This window comes from Streptomyces sp. S.PB5 (assembly GCF_030403745.1).
In the GTDB taxonomy this organism is placed as follows: Bacteria; Actinomycetota; Actinomycetes; order Streptomycetales; family Streptomycetaceae; genus Streptomyces.
The window spans coordinates 195,501-215,217 of record NZ_JAQMWP010000001.1; the positions used below are offsets into that span (position 1 = coordinate 195,501).

Sequence of the window (19,717 nt, forward strand, 5' to 3'; positions counted from 1 at the left end):
GTGCCTTCCAATCAGTAGATGACGGCGGTTACTTGAGGTCGGCCTCGGTGTAGTAGCCACCGTCGATCAGGACCTGCTCGTAGTTGGTCTTGTCGACGCTCACCGGCTTCAGCAGGTAGGCGGGGACGACCTTGGAGCCGTTGTCGTACGTCTTGGTGTCGTTGGTCTCGGGCTTCTTGTCGTTGAGGACCGCGTCGACCATGCTCGCGGCGACCTTGGCCAGCTCACGGGTGTCCTTGTAGACGGTCTGCGTCTGGTCGCCCGCGATGATCGACTTCACCGAGGCCAGCTCGGCGTCCTGGCCGGTGAGGACCGGCAGCGGCTTGGCCTTGGTGCCGTAGCCGTCCGACTTCAGCGCCGACAGGATGCCGATCGAGATGCCGTCGTACGGCGAGAGGACCGCGTCGACCTTGCCGCTGGTGTAGGTGCGGGTCAGGATGTCGTCCATGCGCCGCTGGGCGGTGGCGCCGTCCCAGCGCAGCGTGGTGACCTTGTTGAGGGCGGTCTGGCCCGACTTCACGACGAGCTTCTTGTCGTCGATGTACGGCTTCAGGACGCTCATCGCGCCGTTGAAGAAGTACTTCGTGTTGTTGTCGTCGTTGGAGCCGGCGAACAGCTCGATGTTGAAGGGGCCCTTGCCCTGCGCGAGGCCGAGCTTCTCGACGATGTAGTTGGCCTGGAGCTCGCCGACCTTGGAGTTGTCGAAGGAGGCGTAGTAGTCGACGTTCGGCGTGCCGAGGATCAGCCGGTCGTAGGCGATGACCGGGATGCCCGCGTCCTTGGCCTGCTGGAGCACGCCGTTGAGCGACTTGTTGTCGATCGCCGCGACGATGAGCGCCTTGACGTTCTGGGTGATCAGGTTCTCGATCTGCGAGACCTGGTTCTCCGGGTCGTCCTCGCCGTAGACCAGCGTGGTCTTGTAGCCAAGCTTCTGCAGGTTGGTCTCGACGTTCTTGCCGTCGGCGATCCAGCGCTCGGAGGACTTGGTCGGCATCGCGATGCCGATGGTGCCGCCCTTGGCGCTGCCCTTGTCCTCCTCGCTGCCGCCCGTGCTGTCCTGGCCACAGGCCGAGAGGGTGAGAGCAAGAACGGAGGAGGCGGCTATGGCGGAGAGTACGGCTCTGCGGTTTCGCATGATCATCTTCCTTGATGTCCTAGTGGCCAGGGCGAGTTGGCGGTGCGAGCGCCCGTCGGTGGTACAGAGAACCCAGACAAGTTGTGTCGGAGTCTGTTCGACTCCGTCGGCTTCTGTGAAGGGGCGTTGTCCGGAACGTTATGCAGGCGTTTCGAACCGCTTCAGCGCGCCCGGCAGTCTCGAGCCGAGCGGCGCCATGTCGCCGTCCGCCCCGTGCCGTGCGAGCAGATCCAGAGCGAGCCGTCCGCGCCGCACTCTTTCCTTGGCGGTGGACAGCGTGAGGTCCCGCATGTGGTGCCCGTACGGGTAGATCCCGGGGGCCTTCGACAGGCCGAACTTCAGATAGAGCGGTGCGCCGCGCCGGATCAGCTCGGCGACCTCGTACATCCGGACATACCCGCCGAGATCGTCGGGGGCCTCGATGTACATGTCCATGGGGGCGCCCGACACCCGCCGGATCTCCGTGAGGTGGTCGAGCGTGAGGTCGCTGGGCACGTTGATCGAGTCGCCGCCGAGGTTCTCGTAGACGGCGTACGCGGCCGGGTTGACCGGTCCGATCAGCGCCGACACCTTCAGCGTGGTGTCGGCGGGGATGATCCCGGCGACCCGCGCCCGGTGCAGCGCCCACAGCACGCCCTCGTCGGCGACGAGCAGGCACTTCACGCCCAGCTCCGTCGCCCGGATGGCGTCCTCGACGCAGCCGGCGACCGCGTCGAGCCCGCGGGCGCGCAGCCCGCCGCCCTTGGAGTCGGTCCGGGTGGAGCCGCCGATGTCCCAGGTGCCGCGCGGACCGGTGAACAGGCAGAGCTCTATGTCCCGTTCGGCGGTCGCCTCGACCATCTCGGTGATCTCGGCGTCGGTGAGCATCCACACGCCGCTGCCCTGGCTGATCCGGTGCACCGGGACATCGAGCCGCGAGGTCTCCTTGAGGACCACGGCAAGGGCCTCGGGGCCCTCCACGGAGGGCACTTCGGTACGCCAGCGGCCGCCGCCGGGGAACGTGTGCGGGGACGCGTCGGCGGGGTCGAGGGCGGGCGCGTTCAGTCCGAGCGCAGCGAGCGCCTGCTCACCGGGTCGTCGGGCCGCGCTGGCGGTGGTCTCGGTCACAAGCTGTCCTTCAGGTTCGATATTTCGGACGAGTGTCGCGGCTCTGGATGCGGAAGGCTCCTCGGGCTTCGGACGTCCGAGGCTTCGGATGGCCAAGGCCTTGGATGTACGCCGGTACGAAGTCGTCAGGCGCCCCGTACCGGCGTACGGCTCAGGGGTGTGTCACGGCCGGAGGAGGACCTTTCCGACCTGCGGGTCGCCGGACCCCACCAACTCGATGGCCCGCGGGAACTCCTCCAGCGGCAGCTCGTGCGTGACGAGCGGCAGCGGATCGAGCAGCCCGGCCCCGAAGACCCGCACGGTGTGTGCCCAGGCGTCCGGCGGCGCCCCGAACACGGTGTGCACCTCCAGCTGCCGAACGACGAGATCGGTCGGGTCGAGACCGTCGGCGCCCGGCGCCGGGATGCCCGTCAGGACGAGGCGGCCGCCGCGTCTGAGCAGCGAGGCCGCGGTGTTCGCGGCGGACGCCGAACCGGCGGTCTCGATGACGACGTCGAAGTCGTCGGGCAGCTCCTGGTCCCGGGTGCGGAAATCGGTGGCCCCGAAGGTCTTCGACAGCTCCGCGCGGTCCGGGCGGGTGCCCACCACCAGCAGCTCCGAGGGCGAACCCGCCTTCAGGAACTGCACCGCGAACATCCCGAGCGTGCCCGTGCCCACCACGGCGACCCGCTCACCGGGCCGCGCGTTCGCCTTGATCGCCGCGGCCGCGATGCACGCGGCCGGCTCCAGGAGCGCCGCGGCCGTCAGGTCGGCGGACTCCGGGAGGATGTGCAGCAGGCGGGCCGGGAGGGTGAGCGTGGTGGCCATGGCGCCGGGCTCGGTGAAGCCCGTCTCCTCGTACCCGGCGCTGCACAGTGTGGTCTCGCCCTCGTGACAGCGGTCGCAGACCTGGCAGTTGCGGAAGCCCTCGCCGACGACCTTGCGGCCGACCAGCGACGCCGGCACCCCGGCGCCCACCTTCTCCACCGTCCCGGACCACTCGTGGCCGGGGGTGAGCGGGTAACGGACGTAGCCCTCGGGCCGGTTGCCCTGGTACACCTCGCGGTCGCTGCCGCAGATGCCGACCGCGTGCACGCGGACCAGGGCCTCGCCGGCACCGGGCTCACGAGGGGTGTGCTCGACGAGCCGGTGCTCGCCGGGCGCCTCGATGACGACCGCGGTGCTCACTGCTCGGTGCCCTTCGGCTTGCGCTGCTCCCAGCCGTCGGCCCACAGGTCGAACCGGGCCTGCTGCTGCGGGAATTCCGCGGCCGCGTCCACGTCCAGCTCCACACCGAGGCCGGGCTCGTGCGACAGCTCGAAGTAGCCGTCCACGACCTGCGGGGCGCCCTTGACGACCTTCTTGATCTCCGCGTCGGCGAAGTCGTTGAAGTGCTCCAGGATCTTGAAGTTCGGCGCGGTGAAGCCGACCTGGAGCGAGGCGGCGGTCAGCACCGGGCCGCCCACGTTGTGCGGGGCGACCAGCACGTAGTGGGTCTCGGCGGTCGCGGCCAGCTTCCGGGTCTCCCAGATGCCGCCGATGTGACCGACGTCGGGCTGGATGATGTCCACGGCCTGGCTCTCGAAGAGCTCCCGGAACTCGATGCGGTCGTGGATGCGCTCACCGGTGGCGACCGGCATGTCGACCTTCGCGGCCACCTTCTCCAGCGCCTTGAGGTTCTCCGGCGGCACCGGCTCCTCCAGCCACGCCGGCTTGAAGGGTGCGAGGTCCTTGGCGAGGCGTACGGCGGTGGCGGGGGAGAAGCGCCCGTGCATCTCCAGCATCAGCTCGGCGTCCGGGCCGATGGCGTCACGGACGGCCTCGATGAGCGAGACGGCGTACAGGCTCTGCTCGTGGTCGAGCTCGAAGTGACCGGTGCCGAAGGGGTCGATCTTCAGCGCCTTGTACCCGCGCTCCATGACTCCCTGGGCGGCCTTGTGGTAGGCCTCCGGGGTCCGCTCGGTGGTGTACCAGCCGTTGGCGTACGCCTTGACCTTGTCGGTGACCTTGCCGCCCAGCAGCTGCCAGACCGGCACCCCGAGGGCCTTGCCCTTGATGTCCCAGCAGGCCATCTCGATCACGGCGATGCCGGACATCACGATCTCACCGGCGCGCCCGTAGTCGCCGTACTTCATCCGCTTGACGAGGTCCTCGACAGCGAACGGGTCGGACCCGAGAATGTGGTTGGTCTTGGCCTCGTGCAGATAGCCGAGCAGGGCGTCGGTGTGGCCCAGCATGCGGGTCTCGCCGACGCCGGTGAGTCCCTCGTCGGTGTGCACCTGGACGTAGGTCAGATTGCGCCATGGCGTCCCGACCACGTGCGTGCTGATTCCCGTGATGCGCACGTCAGCTACTCCCTAGGCTTCTCAGCTTGTTCGAAATATCGGCTCACGTTCGAAATGCTGGCCCGACCGTAAGGACGGCTCGGTCGGGGTGTCAATGGGTCGGAGGGTCGAACGGCGTAACGGTTTTGGAGACGCCCACATCCGTCCGACATCTCAACTCTCCCAGCCTGCGGCGTTATTCAACCGTGACAACCTCCCTGATGCAGCCCTCTTGACCGGCATGAATTGTTAGCGCTCACAATGTGCACCGCTTCAACCGATCGCTGAGAGTCAATCGCTGAGAGCCAGGAGGTGCGACCGTGGACCACTTACAGCTTCGGCCGCCCACCATGGCCGATGTGGCCCGGCTTGCCGGGGTGTCCCACCAGACCGTCTCCCGCGTCCTGGGTGATCACCCCAACGTCCGCGACGAGACCCGGGCCAAGGTGCTGCGAGCGATCGAGGAGATGGGCTACCGCCGCAACTCCTCCGCCCGGGCCCTCGTCACCCGGCGCACCCGGACCCTGGGTGTGGTCGCCTCCAACACCACGCTCTACGGGCCGGCCAGCACGCTCTTCGCACTGGAGGAGGCGGCTCGGGCCCAGGGGTACACCGTCTCGACGGTCAGTCTGCGCAGGCTGGCGGTGGAGACGCTCTCCGAGGCCCTGGACCACCTCAGCGAGGGCGGGGTGGAGGGGGTCATCGCACTCGCTCCGCAGCGCTCGGCGGTCGAGGCGCTCGCCGAACTCCGGCACCCCTTCCCGGTGGTGGCCGTGGGGACCGGGTCCGGCGCCGAGATCCCGAGCGTCAACGTGGACCAGCAGCTGGGGGCGCGGCTCGCCACCGGGCATCTGCTGGCCGCGGGCCACCGGAAGGTCTGGCATCTCGCCGGACCCGAGGACTGGCAGGAGGCCGCCGACCGGGAGACCGGCTGGCGGGCGACCCTCGAAGCGGCGGGCATCGAGCCGCCGACGCCGCTCAGGGGGGACTGGAGTCCGCTCTCGGGCTACCGCGCGGGCCAGGAACTGGCAGGCTGGGTGGGCCGTGGACTGACCGCCGTCTTCGTCGCCAACGACCAGATGGCACTGGGGGTGTTGCGCGCGCTGCGGGAGGCGGGCGTACGCACGCCCCAGGACGTCGCCATCGTCGGTTTCGACGACATCCCCGAATCGGAGTTCTTCGCTCCACCGCTCACCACCGTCCGGCAGGACTTCGCGACGGTGGGCAAACACAGCATCGCTCTACTGCTGGACCTCATCGAGGGCCGGGCCCTCTCCGGGGCCACCGGAGTCGCCGTCGAACCTCAACTCGTCGTCCGGGCCAGCACGGCTCCCGACTGACACGGCCGGCAAGGCACCAAGGCACCAAGCGGATCGCATTCGTACACCAGTGTGACCGAGATTTCGAATAATGATCGACAGGCTGGACGCGGGGCGATCAGTCCTGGCTCTTCAAAGGAGAAGACATGCTCAACAGAAGGAACTTCCTCACCGCGGCGATCGGCGTCGCGGCGGCGGGCACCCTGGCGGCCTGCGCCAAGGAGGACGAAGGCTCCGGCGACTCCGCGGGTGGCGGCAGCAAGAAGATCACCCTCGGCTTCTCGCAGGTCGGCTCCGAGAGCGGCTGGCGCACCGCCAACAGCGACTCGGTCAAGTCCGCGGCGAAGGAGGCGGGTTACAACCTGAAGTTCTCCGACGCCCAGCAGAAGCAGGAGAACCAGATCTCCGCGATCCGCAGCTACATCGCGCAGAAGGTCGACGTCATCGCCTTCTCCCCGGTGGTCGTCACCGGCTGGGACGCCGTCCTCAAGGAGGCCAAGGCCGCGAAGATCCCGGTCGTCCTCACCGACCGCTCCGTCGAGACCTCCGACGACTCGCTGTACGTCACCCTGGTCGGCTCCGACTTCACCGACGAGGGCCGCCGCGCCGCGAAGATCCTCGAGAAGGTCATCGAGAAGGCCGGACTCAAGGGCCCCGTGAAGATCGCCCAGCTGGAGGGCACCACCGGTGCCGCCCCCGCCATCGAGCGCGCCAAGGGCTTCAAGGAGGTCATGGACGCCGACCACGCCGACGACTGGAAGATCGTCGTCACCCAGACCGGCGACTTCACCCGCGCCGGCGGCAAGCAGGTCATGGCGGCCTTCCTGCAGTCCAACCCGGACATCAACGTCCTCTACGCCCACAACGACGACATGGCCATCGGCGCCATCCAGTCCATCGAGGCGGCCGGCAAGAAGCCCGGCAAGGACATCCTCATCGTCTCGGTCGACGGCGTGAAGGACGGCTTCGTCGCGATGTCCGAGGGCAAGATCAACGCCATCGTCGAGTGCAACCCGCTGCTCGGCCCCCAGCTCATGGAGGTCGTCAAGACGGTCCACGAGGGCGGCACGGTCGAGCGCTGGATCAAGACCAAGGAGGGCGACTTCATGCAGGACCAGGCGAAGGACGCGCTCCCGACCCGCAAGTACTGACCGCAGTACTGAATCGGTCGCGGCACCGGTCGCGGCATGACCGACCGCACCACCGACCGCACCACCCGACAGGGAGCCTCCGGCCGGCCGAGTACGTCTCGGCCGGCCAGGCTCCCCGTGGGCTTGGTCCCTCCGGGGGCCTGAAACGAATCGATGAGTCCAAGAGGAGCGCTGCCATGGCAGAGCCGCAGCCCGTCCTGGAGATGACGGGCATAGTCAAAGAGTTTCCGGGGGTAAGGGCTCTGTCGGGCGTCGACTTCCGGCTCTTCCCCGGCGAGATCCACGCCCTGATGGGCGAGAACGGGGCCGGGAAATCCACCCTGATCAAGGTGCTGACAGGGGTCTACACCCTGGACGGCGGCACCGTCACCCTCGACGGCAAGGCGGTGCACATCGACAGCCCGCTGCAGGCGCAGCAGGCCGGCATCAGCACCGTCTACCAGGAGGTCAACCTCTGCCCCAACCTCTCGGTGGCGGAGAACATCTTCATCGGCCGTGAACCCACCCGCGCGGGCCGCATCCAGTGGAAGCGCATGCGCAAGGAGGCGGCGGAGATGGTCGACCGCCTCGGCCTCGACATCGACGTCACCGCGCCCCTCGCCTCGTACCCCCTCGCCGTGCAGCAACTGGTCGCGATCGTACGGTCGGTGGGCCACGGCGACAGCGACGGCTCGGGCTCCGGCACCAAGGTCCTCGTCCTCGACGAGCCGACCTCCAGCCTCGACCGCGACGAGGTCCTCGAACTCTTCCGTCTGATGCGGCAGTTGCGCGACGAGGGCGTGGCGATCCTCTTCGTCTCCCACTTCCTCGACCAGATCTACGAGATCTGCGACCGTATGACGGTCCTGCGCAACGGCACCCTCGTCGGCGAGCACATGGTCCGCGACCTCGACCAGGTCGGCCTGATCGAGCTGATGATCGGCAAGGCCCTGGACCAGCTGGAGGAGCTGCACGACCAGCAACTCCACGCGGACGTCGGCGAGTCGCTCCTGAAGGCGGAGGGCCTCGGCCGCAACGGCGGCATCGCCCCCTTCGACCTGGACATCAAGAAGGGCGAAGTCGTCGGCCTGGCGGGTCTGTTGGGCTCGGGCCGCACCGAACTCGCCCGCCTCCTCTTCGGCGCCGACCAGCCCGACGCGGGCAAGGTGACCATCGGCGGCAAGCAGGTGTCGATGAGCGCCCCGAACGACGCCATCGGCGCCGGGGTCGCGTTCTGCTCGGAGAACCGCAAGACCGAGGGCCTGGTCCCCGACCTGACGGTTCGCGAGAACATCATCCTCGCCCTCCAGGCGGCTCGCGGCTGGACCCGCCCCATCCCGACGGCCCAGCGCGACGAGCTGGTCGCCAAGTACATCAAGGCGCTGGACATCCGCCCCGCCAACCCCGAGGCCCGGGTGGGCCAGTTGAGCGGCGGCAACCAGCAGAAGGTGCTCCTCGCCCGCTGGCTGATCACCCAGCCGAAGCTCCTGATCCTGGACGAGCCGACCCGCGGCATCGACATCGGCGCCAAGACCGAGATCCAGAAACTGGTGGTCTCCCTCTCCGAGGACGGCATGTCCGTCCTCTACATCGCGGCCGAGCTGGAAGAGGTCCTCCGCCTCAGCCACACCATCGGCGTCCTGCGCGACCGCAAGCTGGTCGCCCGGCTCACCAACGGCCCGGAGATCACCACCAGCAAGATCCTCGAGACCATCGCGAGCGGAGAACAGCAGTGACCACCACATCCCGCTGGCGAGCACTGACACGCCATAACCTCTTCTGGCCGGTCGCGGTCCTGGTGGCCCTGCTGCTCGTCAACGTCCCCTTCACCCCCGACTTCTTCGCGGTCCACATGACGGACGGCCACCTCTACGGCAGCCTCGTCTCGATCGTGCTGTTCGGCTCGCCGCTGATCCTGGTGGCGGTCGGCATGACCCTCGTCATCGCGACAGGCGGAATCGACCTGTCGGTCGGCGCGGTGGTAGCCATCACAGGCGCCCTGACCTGTTCGTACATCAGCGACCAGGCGGACCAGGACGCCCTGGCCGGAGTGCTGCTGGCGATGGGCCTGGGCCTGATCGCCGCGGTCGTCTGCGGCCTCTGGAACGGCTTCCTGGTGGCCAGGATGGGCATCCAGCCCATCATCGCGACCCTCATCATCATGGTCGCGGGCCGAGGAGTGGCCCAGCTGATCACCGACGGCCAGATCATCACCATCAACAGCGAGCCGTACAAGCTGATCGGCGGCGGCTACTGGCTGACGCTCCCGTTCTCCATCTTCGTGGTGGCGGCGGTGGTGGCGGTCACGGTGCTGCTCACCCGCCGCACGGCCCTGGGCCTCCTGGTCGAATCGGTGGGCGGCAACGCGGAGGCCAGCCGCCTCGTCGGCATCCGCTCCCGCCGCATCAAGATCATGGTGTACGTCTTCTGCGCCCTGTGCGCGGGCATCGCGGGCCTCATGATCAGCTCCAACACCTCGGCCGCGGACGGCAACAACGCCGGTCTGTGGATCGAGCTGGACGCGATCCTCGCGGTGGTGATCGGCGGCACGTCGCTGCTGGGCGGCCGGTTCTCGATCGGCGGCACGGTGGTGGGCGCCCTGGTCATCCAGACCCTGACGACCACGATCTACACGATCGGTGTCCCCACCCAGACCAACCTGGTCTTCAAGGCGGCGGTCGTGATCGTCGTATGCCTGCTGCAGTCCCCGAAGTTCCGGGCGAAGGTCTTCGGCGCCCGCGCGAAGAAGACGGCCCCGCCGGCCCCGGCCGAGGCCCCCGCGGAGCCCACCGCCCCGACCGGTCCCGCCGACTCCACCGGCCCCGCTCCCAAGATGGAGGTGTCGTGATGAGTACGACGACCAAGACCCCCACGACACCGGACAGGCCGGAAGCGCGTACGCCGTCCGCGGCGGCGCGGCTGTTCGGCGACCGCAGGCTGCCCGTGCTGGTGACGGCGGCGCTGTTCCTCGCGATGTACATAGCGGGCCTGAGCCGCTACCAGAACTACGGCTTCGGCGACTCGCAGGTGTTCCTCAACCTGTTCATCGACAACAGTTATCTGCTGGTGGCCGCCGTCGGTGCGACGTTCGTCATCATGTCCGGCGGCATCGACCTGTCCGTCGGCTCGGTGATCGGCTTCACGACGATGCTGACGGCGTGGCTGGTGCAGGACGTGGGCCTGCCGCTGCTGGTGGTGATCCCGATCTCGCTGGGCGTGGGAGCGTTCGGCGGCTTCCTGATGGGCTACGTCATCCACAACTTCGAGATCCAGCCGTTCATCGTGACGCTGGCGGGGTTGTTCCTGTTCCGCGGCCTGTGCCTCGTGATCAGCAAGGAGTCGATCGCGATCAACGACTCGGCGGTGAGCAGCCTGGCGGAGACGCGGGTGTCGCTGGGGCTCGGGGAGCTGTCGATCGGCGCGATCGTGGCGCTGCTGGTCCTGGCGGCGGCCTTCTACATCCTCCACTACACCCGCTTCGGACGCCGGGTGTACGCCATCGGCGGCAACGAGCAGTCGGCGCTGCTGATGGGGCTTCCGCTGGGCGGCACGAAGATCGCGGTCTACACGATGAGCGGCTTCTGCTCGGCGCTCGCGGGCCTGCTGTTCATGCTCTACATCCAGTCCGGTGACCCGCTGCACGCGGTGGGCATGGAGCTCGACGCGATCGCCGCGGTGGTGATCGGCGGGACGCTGCTGACGGGTGGCTCGGGTTATGTACTGGGCACGCTGTTCGGTGTCCTGGTCCTCGGCCTGATCAAGAGCATCATCCAGTTCGAGGGAACGCTCAGCTCGTGGTGGACGAAGATCGCGACGGGTGTGCTGCTGTGTGCGTTCATCCTTATCCAGCGTGTGATGACGACTCGTAAGGAGACGTGAGGCGAGTCGAGGGGAAACGGACCGTTCCGGGGGGATCATCCTCAAGCCGCCACGCCGGAACGGTCGGTTCCCCACACAATTTTCACAGATGACTCTAGGAACACCACCGGTTAGGAACTTAATCTTCCCGCGTCATGGACTACTGCCTCCCGTGCCAAAGGCACCTCAACGGCGCCCTGGCTTGCCCGGGGTGCGGCACTTCAGCCCAGAACCTGCCCACGCAGATGCCCGAACCGGGGGTTCCCACCCAGCAACAGCCGTATGTGCAGCAGGGGGTGGGGGCGGTTGCGGCGTATGAGGGGTACGGGGCGGCGGCCTATGGGGCCGATGGGTCCGGCCGGTTGCCTGTGTCCCATGGCGACGGTCACGGGAATGTGGCGTACGGCGACGGGCCCGAGAGCGGCGATGCGGCTGCTGATGACCGGGGTGAGGCTGCCGAGGCGGTGGCCGAGTCGGTCGGGGGTGGCCGTGCGGCGCGGCGGCGTGGGCATGGGCGTGGGCGGGGTCGTGGGGGCGGCCGGGCCGAGGAGGTCCATGAGGAGTACGACGACGCCGCCGAGTACGACGATGACGAAGCTGACGAAGCTGACGAAGCTGACGACGGCGAGGAACTGGACGGCCCCGGCGGTGGTGCTAGTCGCCGTGACCGCAAGGCGGCGGCCCATCGGCGCCGGCGCCGGCGTCTCCTTCTGATCACCGCGGGCTTTGTGCTGGCGGCGGGGGGCCTGAGCCTGGCGGAGCTGGGTATGGACGCGCCGGGTTCGTCGCCCACGCCGGCGGCGGCGGGCGGGGAGTCGGCGGAGGGGGCGGCGTCGGACGAGGCGAGCGGGGCGGCGGGTGCCGTGAACGACGAGGACGACGTGTCTCCGTCGTCCTCGGCGTCATCGGACGCGTCGAAGTCCGCGTCGCCGTCGGCGTCGGAGAGCGCGAAGGAGTCGAAGGGCCCCGACAAGGACACCCAGTCGGCGACCTCGGGCACCGTACCGGGCACGGCCACGTCGGCCCCGGCCGCGACGACTCCGGCCGCGACCCCCACGTCGGACCCCACGACGTCGGAACCGACCGCGGATCCGTCCCCGACGGAGTGCAAGCGATTCCTGTGGTGGTGCACGTAGGCCTCCGGCGGTGGGGCGGGGTGCGGCGGCCTCCGGCGGTGGGGCGGGGTGCCTGCGGCGGCCCGTTGCTGGTTGGTGGGGGTTCGCGTTGCGCACTTGCGTTGCGTTGTGGGTCGGGGCCGCGCCGGGGGGTGTCCGTCCTCGGTCGGGCGGCTCGGTTTCTTTCAGGGGTGCGTGGTGTCGGACGCCCGCCGCTGCGGGCGGACACCCCCCGACACGTCCCCTGCTCGCCGTTGCGCCGGCGCGGGTGCGATGCGGCCCGCTACACGCCGACGACGGGCTCCCACTCACCCATAGGCGCTGAGACTTCAGCCGGTCCGGTGCGTGAGGGCAAGGGCTTGCCGTCCCGATCCCCCACCCACCCGCTGGGGCTGGGCCTCGGGGTGGGAGTTGTGCCTCTGGACGGCGGTGCAGGTCATTTCAGCCCGTCCGGTGCTTGAGGGCGAGGATTTGCCGTCCCGATCCCCCACCCACCCCTGGGGCTGCGCCTCCGGATGGGGGCTGAGCCTCTGGGTGCCGGTTCCGGTAACTCAGCCCGTCTGGGGGTGCCCCCTCTGGGGGAGTTTGAGGACGAGGCCCCTTAAGGGCCGAAGCGGGGTCCGGGGCGGCAGCCCCGGGCGGGGTCGAAGGGGCGGCAGCCCCTGGGGACGGGACGGGTAGGGGCGGCGGGGGCGAGAGAACGTCTGGGCGGTACCAGCGGCTAAGCGGCCAGCATCCGCCGCAGCAACCCCCGCAACAGCTCCCGCTCCTCATCCGACAACCCCGCCAACGGCTCCCGCGCGAAGCGCAACTCGTCCCGCAACCCCCGGGCCACCACCCGCCCGGACTCGGTCACCGCCGCCAGCTTCACACGCCGGTCCGCAGGGTCGGGTCGTCGCTCCACCAGCCCCCGGGACTCCAGCCGATCCACGATCCCGGTGACGTTGGACGGCTCGCACCGCAGCTTGTGCGCCAGCTTCCGCATCGGCAGCGGCTCAAGGGACAGCAGGCTCAGCAGCCGCGCCTGCGCCCCGGTCAGCGCATGCTCCGCCGCCGCCTCCTCGAAGTCCGCGTAGAAACGGGCCACGACATCACCGATCAGCTCGACGACCTCGAGGGTCAGCGCATCGGGACGGCGATCGGACTTCCGCGGGGCGGGCGTGGCGTCGGGCATGGCGGCGTCTGGCATGGCTCAAGCCTACCCCCATTATTTGACAACATGAAATATTCAGGAGCATGGTTGTTTCAGGTACTGAAGTAAATCTGAAAGGTTCCGTCATGATCAACCGCGAGTGGCACCTGCTCTCCCGCCCCGTCGGCTGGCCCAAGCCCGAGGACTTCGCCCTGGTCGAGGCCGAGGTCCGGCAGCCGGGCGAGGGGCAGATCCTCGTGCGGAACAAGTACCTGTCCGTGGACCCGTACATGCGCGGCCGCATGAGCGCCGCGAAGTCGTACGTCGCCCCCTTCGAGCTCGGCAAGGTCATGCAGGGCGGTGCCGTCGGTGAGGTCGTCGCCTCCGGCGCCGAGGGGATCGCCGTCGGAGACCACGTCCTGCACTTCGGCGGCTGGCGCGAGTACGCCACCTTCGGCGCCGCCCAGGCCGTCAAGGTCGACCCCGAGGCCGCGCCCCTGTCGACGTACCTCGGTGTCCTCGGTCTGACCGGCCTCACCGCCTACGCCGGCCTCCTGCGCACCGCCGTGTTCAAGGAGGGCGACTCGGTCTTCGTGTCCGGCGGCGCCGGCGCCGTCGGCAGCCAGGTCGGCCAGATCGCCAGGCTGAAGGGCGCCTCGCGCGTCATCGGCTCGGCCGGCTCGGACGACAAGGTCAAGCTGCTCGTGGAGGAGTACGGCTTCGACGCCGCCTTCAACTACAAGAACGGTCCCGTGGGCGAGCAGCTGCGCGCCGCCGCCCCCGACGGCATCGACGTCTACTTCGACAACGTCGGCGGGGACCACCTGGAGGCCGCCATCGGGTCGCTGAACCAGGGCGGTCGCATCGCCGTCTGCGGCATGATCTCGGTCTACAACAACACCGAGCCCGCCCCCGGCCCGCGTAACCTCGCCCGTCTCATCCAGACCCGCGGCCGCATCGAGGGCCTGCTCGTCGGCGACCACTACGACCTGCAGCCGCAGTTCGTCCAGGAGGTCGGCCCCTGGGTCGCCTCGGGTGAGCTGAAGTACCGCGAGACCGTCGTCGAGGGCATCGAGAACAACCTGGAGGCGTTCCTCGGCGTCCTGCGTGGCGACAACACCGGAAAGATGATCGTCAAGCTCTGACGTCTACACCCGGATTCCGGCATGCGGTAACTTCTTTCCGAAACCGTCGTCGATCGTGGGCGCGAGTCGCACGGCGGACCTAGGAGGAAGACACCGCATGTCCAGCAGCCCCATCAGTCGTACCGACGTCCTGTACACCGCCGTCGCCACCGCCGAGAACGGCCGCGACGGCCGGGTCGCCACTGAGGACGGCCGTCTCGACGTCGTCGTGAACCCGCCCAAGGAGATGGGCGGCTCCGGCGAGGGCACCAACCCGGAGCAGCTGTTCGCCGCCGGCTACAGCGCCTGCTTCCAGGGCGCCCTCGGCGTCGTGGCCCGCCAGGAGAAGGCCGACATCACCGGGTCGACGGTCACCGCGAAGGTCGGCATCGGCAAGAACGACGACGGATTCGGGCTCATCGTCGAGATCTCGGCCCGCATCCCGAACGTCGACGCCGACACCGCCCGGACCCTCCTTGAGAAGGCCCACCAGGTCTGCCCGTACTCCAAGGCGACCCGCGGGAACATCAGCGTGACGCTGGTCTGACGCCGTTCGTTGCATACGCCAGAGGCCGCACCCTTGGACGTAGGGTGCGGCCTCTGCTCTTCCCCTCGTTCAAACAGCCAGCGCCGCGTTGTGCACCGCCCTCACCAGCCGGTCGTTCTCCGGTGCCGCCCCGCCCGGGTAGGCGAGCCGGCGGCGGGTGTAGCCGTAGGCCAGGCCGCTCCACGGGTCGGCGAAGGCCTGGGAGCCACCCGCGCCGCTGTGGCCGAAGGTCCCGGTGCCGAGGAACGGGTGGCGGGTGTCGGCGATGGCCTGGAAGCCGAGGCCGAAGGAGCGGTGGTCGCGGGCGACCAGGTCGTAGCCGGTGGAGTGGATCTGGCCCACCTCGGCGATCGTGTCCGGCTTGAGGAGGGGCGGACGGTCGTCGATCTCGCTGATCGCCGCCGCGTACATCCCGGCCAGACCGCGCGCCGCCGCCACTCCGCCGGCCGACGCCGGGCCCTTGGCGCGCACGGTACGGGAGTTGGCGTAGTCGACCAGGTCACCCGGGTCCGGGACATGTCCGTTGAAGGCGATGGACGACAAGGTGTGCGGGCCGGTGGGCGTGGCGTCGATCTCGGCCTGCTGGACCGGGGTCGGGATCATCGGCTGGGCGGGGCGGTAGCGGGGCTCCAGGGCCGCCGGGAGGCCGAGGTGGAAGTCCAGGGCGTACGGGGCCCGGATCCGTTCCTCCCACAGTTCCTGGATCGTACGGCCCGTCGCCCGCCGTACGACCTCGCCGGTGAGCGCGCCGATGACCAGGGCGTGGTAGCCGAACGCCGTACCGGGGCGCCAGAACGGGCGCTGGTCGGCGAGGCGTTCGGCGATCACCCGGTCGTCGGCGAGCTCGTCCCGGCTGAACCCGGCGTCCAGGCCGATCAGTCCGGCCCGGTGGGTGATCAGGTCGCGCAGGGTCAGCGCACCCTTGCCCTCGGCCCCGAACTCCGGCCAGTAGTACGTCACTTTGCGGTCCAGTTCGAGCGTGCCGTCCTGGACGAGGAGAGCGACGACGAGATGCGCGGCACCCTTCGTCGACGAGAACACGGCGTGCAGGGAGCCGGCCTCGTTGCCGTCACCCGTCCACAGGTCGACGACTCTGCGACCGTGCACATACGCGCACAACTGGCCCTCGTAGTCGGAACGTTCACCGGCCACGAACGCGGCGAACTCCTCGCGCACCGCCTCGAAGCCGTCGGCGACGGTGCCGTGGATCTCCTGGGTCATCCGCTCTCCTTGACTGCTGAACCGCTAACCGGCGTGTGCCACGCCGAACAACGCCTTTGCGACCTGCGGGAATTCTCCCTTCGGATGGTCTCGGAAGAGGGGCTCGGTGCCGAAGAGCACCGATTGCGGACCACTGACGACCGAGGGCTTTCCGGCCGCCGCGGAGGGTCCGCCGCTGCCGTCCTGCGACGGCCGCCAGTGCCCGGAGACAAGGGGGTTCCCGGTCGCGTACGACTGCTCCACGCGGACCCCGGGACCGAGATCCGTGAACCAGACGGGCGCGTACACGAAACCATGGCCGGGGGCGCCGGAGGTCACCGGACCCGCGTTCACCACCCGTACGACACCGTTGGCGTCCCCGTTGCCCTCGACCGGCTTCACCGCCAGCAGACCGGTGGCGGTGGCGAGTCCGGCGCCCGTCACCCCGCGGCCGACCAGGCCGTGGCCCGCTGCCAGGAAGGTGTCCAGGGCCGTGCGGGCGGCCGGGGTCAGTTCGCCGTACTCCAGGCCCGTCGACACGAACAGGACATCGACCGAGGACCAGTCGAAGCCCGCGTTGAGCGCGGTCGTCGAGACCGGGGTGACCTCGAAGTTCATCTCGCGCAACGCGAAGAGCTCGCCCGCTGTCACGGCGGCGGCGACACGCGTGCGGGGGAGTGCCTGCGCGCCGGTGAGCTTGGTGGCGTCGAAGGCCACGTCGTACGTCCGGGCCGCCCCGGCCGCCTTCGCCCGCGCCGAGCCCGGCACGATCGCACTTCCGCCGTCAGCGGTCCGTCGTACCGGAACACCCTGCTGGAGAAGGGAGTTGACGGCCGCGACCGCCTGCGGGTCGTCCAGGCGCAGCCGCAGGTTGCCGTGCGGGGCGACATAGCCGACCGCCGTGGCCTCGCGCACCGGGCGCAGCGGCAGGCCGGAGAGCTTCCCGGACGGCACCGGCTGCACCGTGGCGCCCCACAGCCGGCCCAGGCTCCAGCCCGAGATGTCGTACATCACCGAGACCTTGTCGCTGATGTCCCGCCCGTCGGCGAGCAGGACGTTCGCGAGGCCGCGCTTGGGCTGGCGCATGTCGACGACGTACGAGCCCTTCGCGTACGTCTTTCCGCCGAGCCGGAAGGAGTGGCTCGCGCGGGTGACGCGTACGTCGTTGGCGATCAGGTGGTCGACCAGACGGGCCGTGGCGGTCGCGTTGCCGGTGGCGGGGAGGACGTAGGCGCGCGGGAAGGTGGTCGTGTAGACGTCCTCGGGGCCGATGCCGGGGACGCCGGGCACGGTCGCGGAGGAGACCGGGACCTGGGCCGCGCCCGCCGCGCCGCGCCGGAAGACCTCGATCTGGTCGGCGATCAGTGAAGTGCGCTTCTCCTGCACGAAGTTCAGCGTCGCCCGGATCGCGGCGCCCGCGACGTCGACGTTGATGGCCGAGCGGCGCCGCAGCTCCGCCACCGGCAGGGTGTTGTAGGCGTTGTTGTTCACCTGGAGCGGGATCTCCACGGTGTGCGCGGCGACCGTGCCGTGGAAGGCCGCGTACTGCGGGGTGAAGACCGGCGGCCAGTCGTCCCAGCCCTCCGGGAAGTCACGGAAGGGGATCTGGGCCGGGTCCACGCCGTCCTTCTCGGGCGTGTAGCCGAGGCCGTTGACGGCGGTCTCCATGGCGAGGGCGTTGGCGTAGGTGTTCTTCAGGAAGAGGTCGTACTCGTAGTTCTCGCCGTGCGGGGGAGTGGTGGGCTCGATGAGCGTGCCGTTGACGTAACCGTGCAGGTCGAGCATGACGGCCGGCTGCTTGTCGATCTCGATCTGCCGCATCGCCCGCACCTCGGGCTGCGAAGCGGTCACGAAGTCCCGGTTCATGTCGAAGCCGTTGGCGTTGGTACGGGTGCCCGCGACACGGCCGTCCGGGTTGGCGGTGATGTTGAAGTAGAGCCGGGAGTGGGCGAGCAGGTCGCGTGTCCTCGCGTCCTTGGCGGTGGCGAGCTGCTCGATGAGCTTCAGGGAGGCGTCGGTGCCCTCCCACTCGTTGCCGTGGATGTTGTTGTTGACGAAGACCGGAGCCTTGTAACTCTTCTTGATCTCAGGGGACTTGGCGGCACCAGCGGGCGCGTTCTCGATCAGCTCGCGCATCCGCTCCTGGGCCCGGGCCTGACCGGCGGTCTCCGGAGCGGTCACGGTGACCAGGTACAGCCGGTGCCCGCCGGCCGACTGCCCGGCGATCTCCACGCTGACGCGGTCGCCGAGGGCCTGGATGGCGTTCAGCTTCGGGGCGATCGCGTGGTACGGCGCGAGGCCGAGCCTGATGGACTTGTCGGCGGGGTTCACCGGGTCGGGGGAGAGGACCTGCTCGCGCGGATAGCCGCGCACGGTGCCGTCGAAGGCGCTGCCCCGGGACTCGGCCAGGGCCCTCTTCGCGGCGCTCGCCGGGGCCTCGGCCGCGCGCTGGTCGTGACCGGAAACCTCCCCGCCGTCCGCCGCGCGGGTGACGGGCGGTTCGGGCGCCGCACCGGCCGTGTGCGGGCTGAGGAGCAGTGAGCCCGCCGTGGTGACGGCGAGGGCGGCGAACAGTACGGGTCTCACAGGGGTGGTTCTCGTGGTGCGCACCTGTCGTACCTCCTCCGGAGCTTCCTGAGATCGGTACGGCGACATGTACCTGTTCGACTCAACCGGAACAAGAGGCAGTTGGTGTCACGGATGCCCCGGATGGCGCATTCCACGGGCCGCTGACGGGGCATGCTGAGGTCGGGACACCCGGCAACCGCGGCTTGTCAGGCGACGCACGAGTGGGCCGAAGGGTGCGCCGTCCCGACACCGGCTGGAAGCGCCCGTAGGTGAACGAGCCAAGAAAGGCGGAGAGCCTCATGGCACCGATCCCTCCCCTCCCGAGCAGGGAAGACGTACTGCGCATGGCGCGCAGCACCACCGACATCACCGGCCAACTCCTGGACACGGCCGGGAACATCACGAGGATCGCGATCAACACCTTCGACCCCAGGGACGGTTCGGGCCAGGAAGTGCTCCGGGTCCTGCGCGAGACGACCGCGGAACTGGCGGAGGCGAGCGCGTCCCCGCAGGCGCAGGAGGCCTTCTACCGCATCGTCGACACCCTCACCCGCCTCGGCACGAGCGGTGCTCCACTCGCCGTCCATCCGGTCAGCCAACCGGCCCAAGCCCTGCTGACCGCGCTGGGCGACAGCCTGCTGCCGGTGCTGGACGCGGTGGAACCGGCGGTGGAGGAGTTCGCGACCGCTCTGGGCGACCTGGTGGAGGCGATGTCCCCGCTGCTCCCCGCGGCGGCGGGCCTCGCGGCGGGCACACTCCTCGCCCTGACCCCGGTGATCCGGTCGGCGGCGGAGGTGCTGCGGGACTCGTCCCCCGAACTCCGCCGCATCGCCGATGCGCTGACGGCGGCCCTGGCCCCGCTGATGCCCCTGCAGGTCGCCCTGGCGGAACGCGCGGCGGCAGCCGGCGCGGGCGTGGTCCGGGCCTCCCTCCAGCCCCTGGCCGACCTCACGGAAGCGGCGGCGGCCACCACCAAGGCGGCCCGGCCGGTACTGATCGCGGGGGAGGAGCTGTTCGTCGCCGGACTCGAACAACTCCAGCCCCTGCTGCTGACCGGGGCATCCCGGGCGGGACGGGTGGCGAGGGCGGCGGCGGTACGGGTGCAGGCGGCGGTGAGCCCGGCGGACGAGCGGGGGGTCGTGGTGGCGGTGGCGGCGGGGTGATCGGAACGGGGTTCCA

The 19,717-nt window shown here is 69.5% G+C and carries 17 protein-coding genes; 9 read left to right on the forward strand and 8 right to left on the reverse strand.

All coding sequences use genetic code 11. The features are described 5' to 3' along the window. Positions 1 to 28: 28 nt before the first annotated feature. From chvE to PH203_RS00920, 4 genes are all read right to left on the reverse strand, one after another. Positions 29 to 1,141: a multiple monosaccharide ABC transporter substrate-binding protein gene (chvE, locus tag PH203_RS00905; RefSeq protein ID WP_289914922.1), complete on the reverse strand. Its 1,113-nt coding sequence runs from the start codon at positions 1,139 to 1,141 to the stop codon at positions 29 to 31. Between the two features lie 132 nt (positions 1,142 to 1,273). Further along, complete coding sequence (locus tag PH203_RS00910) at positions 1,274 to 2,242, reverse strand: hypothetical protein (RefSeq protein WP_289914923.1); 969 nt, start codon at positions 2,240 to 2,242, stop codon at positions 1,274 to 1,276. A 162-nt stretch (positions 2,243 to 2,404) separates the two neighbouring features. After that, positions 2,405 to 3,409, reverse strand: coding sequence for an alcohol dehydrogenase catalytic domain-containing protein (locus PH203_RS00915; protein WP_289914925.1), 1,005 nt, complete (start codon positions 3,407 to 3,409; stop codon positions 2,405 to 2,407). Next, positions 3,406 to 4,566 (reverse strand): mandelate racemase/muconate lactonizing enzyme family protein, encoded by a 1,161-nt coding sequence (locus tag PH203_RS00920; protein ID WP_289914926.1) that lies wholly within the window; start codon positions 4,564 to 4,566, stop codon positions 3,406 to 3,408. Before PH203_RS00920 ends, PH203_RS00915 begins: the two co-directional genes overlap by 4 nt. A 299-nt stretch (positions 4,567 to 4,865) precedes the next feature. Between PH203_RS00920 and PH203_RS00925 the strand changes: the two genes are divergently transcribed. From PH203_RS00925 to yjfF, 5 genes are all read left to right on the forward strand, one after another. Further along, positions 4,866 to 5,885, forward strand: coding sequence for a LacI family DNA-binding transcriptional regulator (locus PH203_RS00925; protein ID WP_289914928.1), 1,020 nt, complete (start codon positions 4,866 to 4,868; stop codon positions 5,883 to 5,885). 125 nt (positions 5,886 to 6,010) lie between these two features. Further along, positions 6,011 to 7,015 (forward strand): ABC transporter substrate-binding protein, encoded by a 1,005-nt coding sequence (locus tag PH203_RS00930; protein WP_289914929.1) that lies wholly within the window; start codon positions 6,011 to 6,013, stop codon positions 7,013 to 7,015. Positions 7,016 to 7,191: 176 nt separating this feature from the next. Further along, entirely contained in the window at positions 7,192 to 8,730 is a 1,539-nt protein-coding gene (locus tag PH203_RS00935; RefSeq protein WP_289914930.1) for a sugar ABC transporter ATP-binding protein, read from the forward strand. Further along, positions 8,727 to 9,842: an ABC transporter permease gene (locus PH203_RS00940; protein WP_289914931.1), complete on the forward strand. Its 1,116-nt coding sequence runs from the start codon at positions 8,727 to 8,729 to the stop codon at positions 9,840 to 9,842. Before PH203_RS00935 ends, PH203_RS00940 begins: the two co-directional genes overlap by 4 nt. Continuing rightward, complete coding sequence (gene yjfF, locus PH203_RS00945) at positions 9,842 to 10,873, forward strand: galactofuranose ABC transporter, permease protein YjfF (RefSeq protein WP_289914932.1); 1,032 nt, start codon at positions 9,842 to 9,844, stop codon at positions 10,871 to 10,873. Before PH203_RS00940 ends, yjfF begins: the two co-directional genes overlap by 1 nt. A 200-nt stretch (positions 10,874 to 11,073) precedes the next feature. On the opposite strand, the gene PH203_RS00950 is transcribed toward yjfF, so the two are convergent. Beyond that, positions 11,074 to 11,538: a hypothetical protein gene (locus PH203_RS00950; protein WP_289914933.1), complete on the reverse strand. Its 465-nt coding sequence runs from the start codon at positions 11,536 to 11,538 to the stop codon at positions 11,074 to 11,076. Between the two features lie 81 nt (positions 11,539 to 11,619). On the opposite strand from PH203_RS00950, the gene PH203_RS00955 reads away from it, so the two are divergent. Continuing rightward, positions 11,620 to 11,988: a hypothetical protein gene (locus tag PH203_RS00955; RefSeq protein WP_289914934.1), complete on the forward strand. Its 369-nt coding sequence runs from the start codon at positions 11,620 to 11,622 to the stop codon at positions 11,986 to 11,988. A gap of 700 nt (positions 11,989 to 12,688) precedes the next feature. On the opposite strand, the gene PH203_RS00960 is transcribed toward PH203_RS00955, so the two are convergent. Next, a complete protein-coding gene (locus PH203_RS00960) occupies positions 12,689 to 13,156 on the reverse strand; it encodes a MarR family transcriptional regulator (RefSeq protein WP_289914935.1) in 468 nt (155 codons plus the stop codon). 89 nt (positions 13,157 to 13,245) lie between these two features. On the opposite strand from PH203_RS00960, the gene PH203_RS00965 reads away from it, so the two are divergent. Both PH203_RS00965 and PH203_RS00970 read left to right on the forward strand, forming a co-directional pair. Beyond that, entirely contained in the window at positions 13,246 to 14,244 is a 999-nt protein-coding gene (locus PH203_RS00965; RefSeq protein WP_289914936.1) for an NADP-dependent oxidoreductase, read from the forward strand. A 97-nt stretch (positions 14,245 to 14,341) separates the two neighbouring features. Continuing rightward, positions 14,342 to 14,770 carry an organic hydroperoxide resistance protein gene (locus PH203_RS00970; protein ID WP_289914938.1) on the forward strand — a complete coding sequence of 143 codons (429 nt, stop codon included), beginning with the start codon at positions 14,342 to 14,344 and terminating at the stop codon, positions 14,768 to 14,770. A 69-nt stretch (positions 14,771 to 14,839) separates the two neighbouring features. Here the strand turns inward: PH203_RS00970 and PH203_RS00975 are convergent, their stop codons facing one another. Both PH203_RS00975 and PH203_RS00980 read right to left on the reverse strand, forming a co-directional pair. After that, complete coding sequence (locus PH203_RS00975) at positions 14,840 to 15,991, reverse strand: serine hydrolase domain-containing protein (RefSeq protein WP_289914941.1); 1,152 nt, start codon at positions 15,989 to 15,991, stop codon at positions 14,840 to 14,842. 24 nt (positions 15,992 to 16,015) lie between these two features. Next, complete coding sequence (locus PH203_RS00980) at positions 16,016 to 18,580, reverse strand: M14 family zinc carboxypeptidase (RefSeq protein WP_289914943.1); 2,565 nt, start codon at positions 18,578 to 18,580, stop codon at positions 16,016 to 16,018. 257 nt (positions 18,581 to 18,837) lie between these two features. Between PH203_RS00980 and PH203_RS00985 the strand changes: the two genes are divergently transcribed. Next, positions 18,838 to 19,701, forward strand: a complete 864-nt coding sequence (locus PH203_RS00985; RefSeq protein WP_289914945.1) for a hypothetical protein — start codon at positions 18,838 to 18,840, stop codon at positions 19,699 to 19,701. Positions 19,702 to 19,717: the final 16 nt, after the last annotated feature.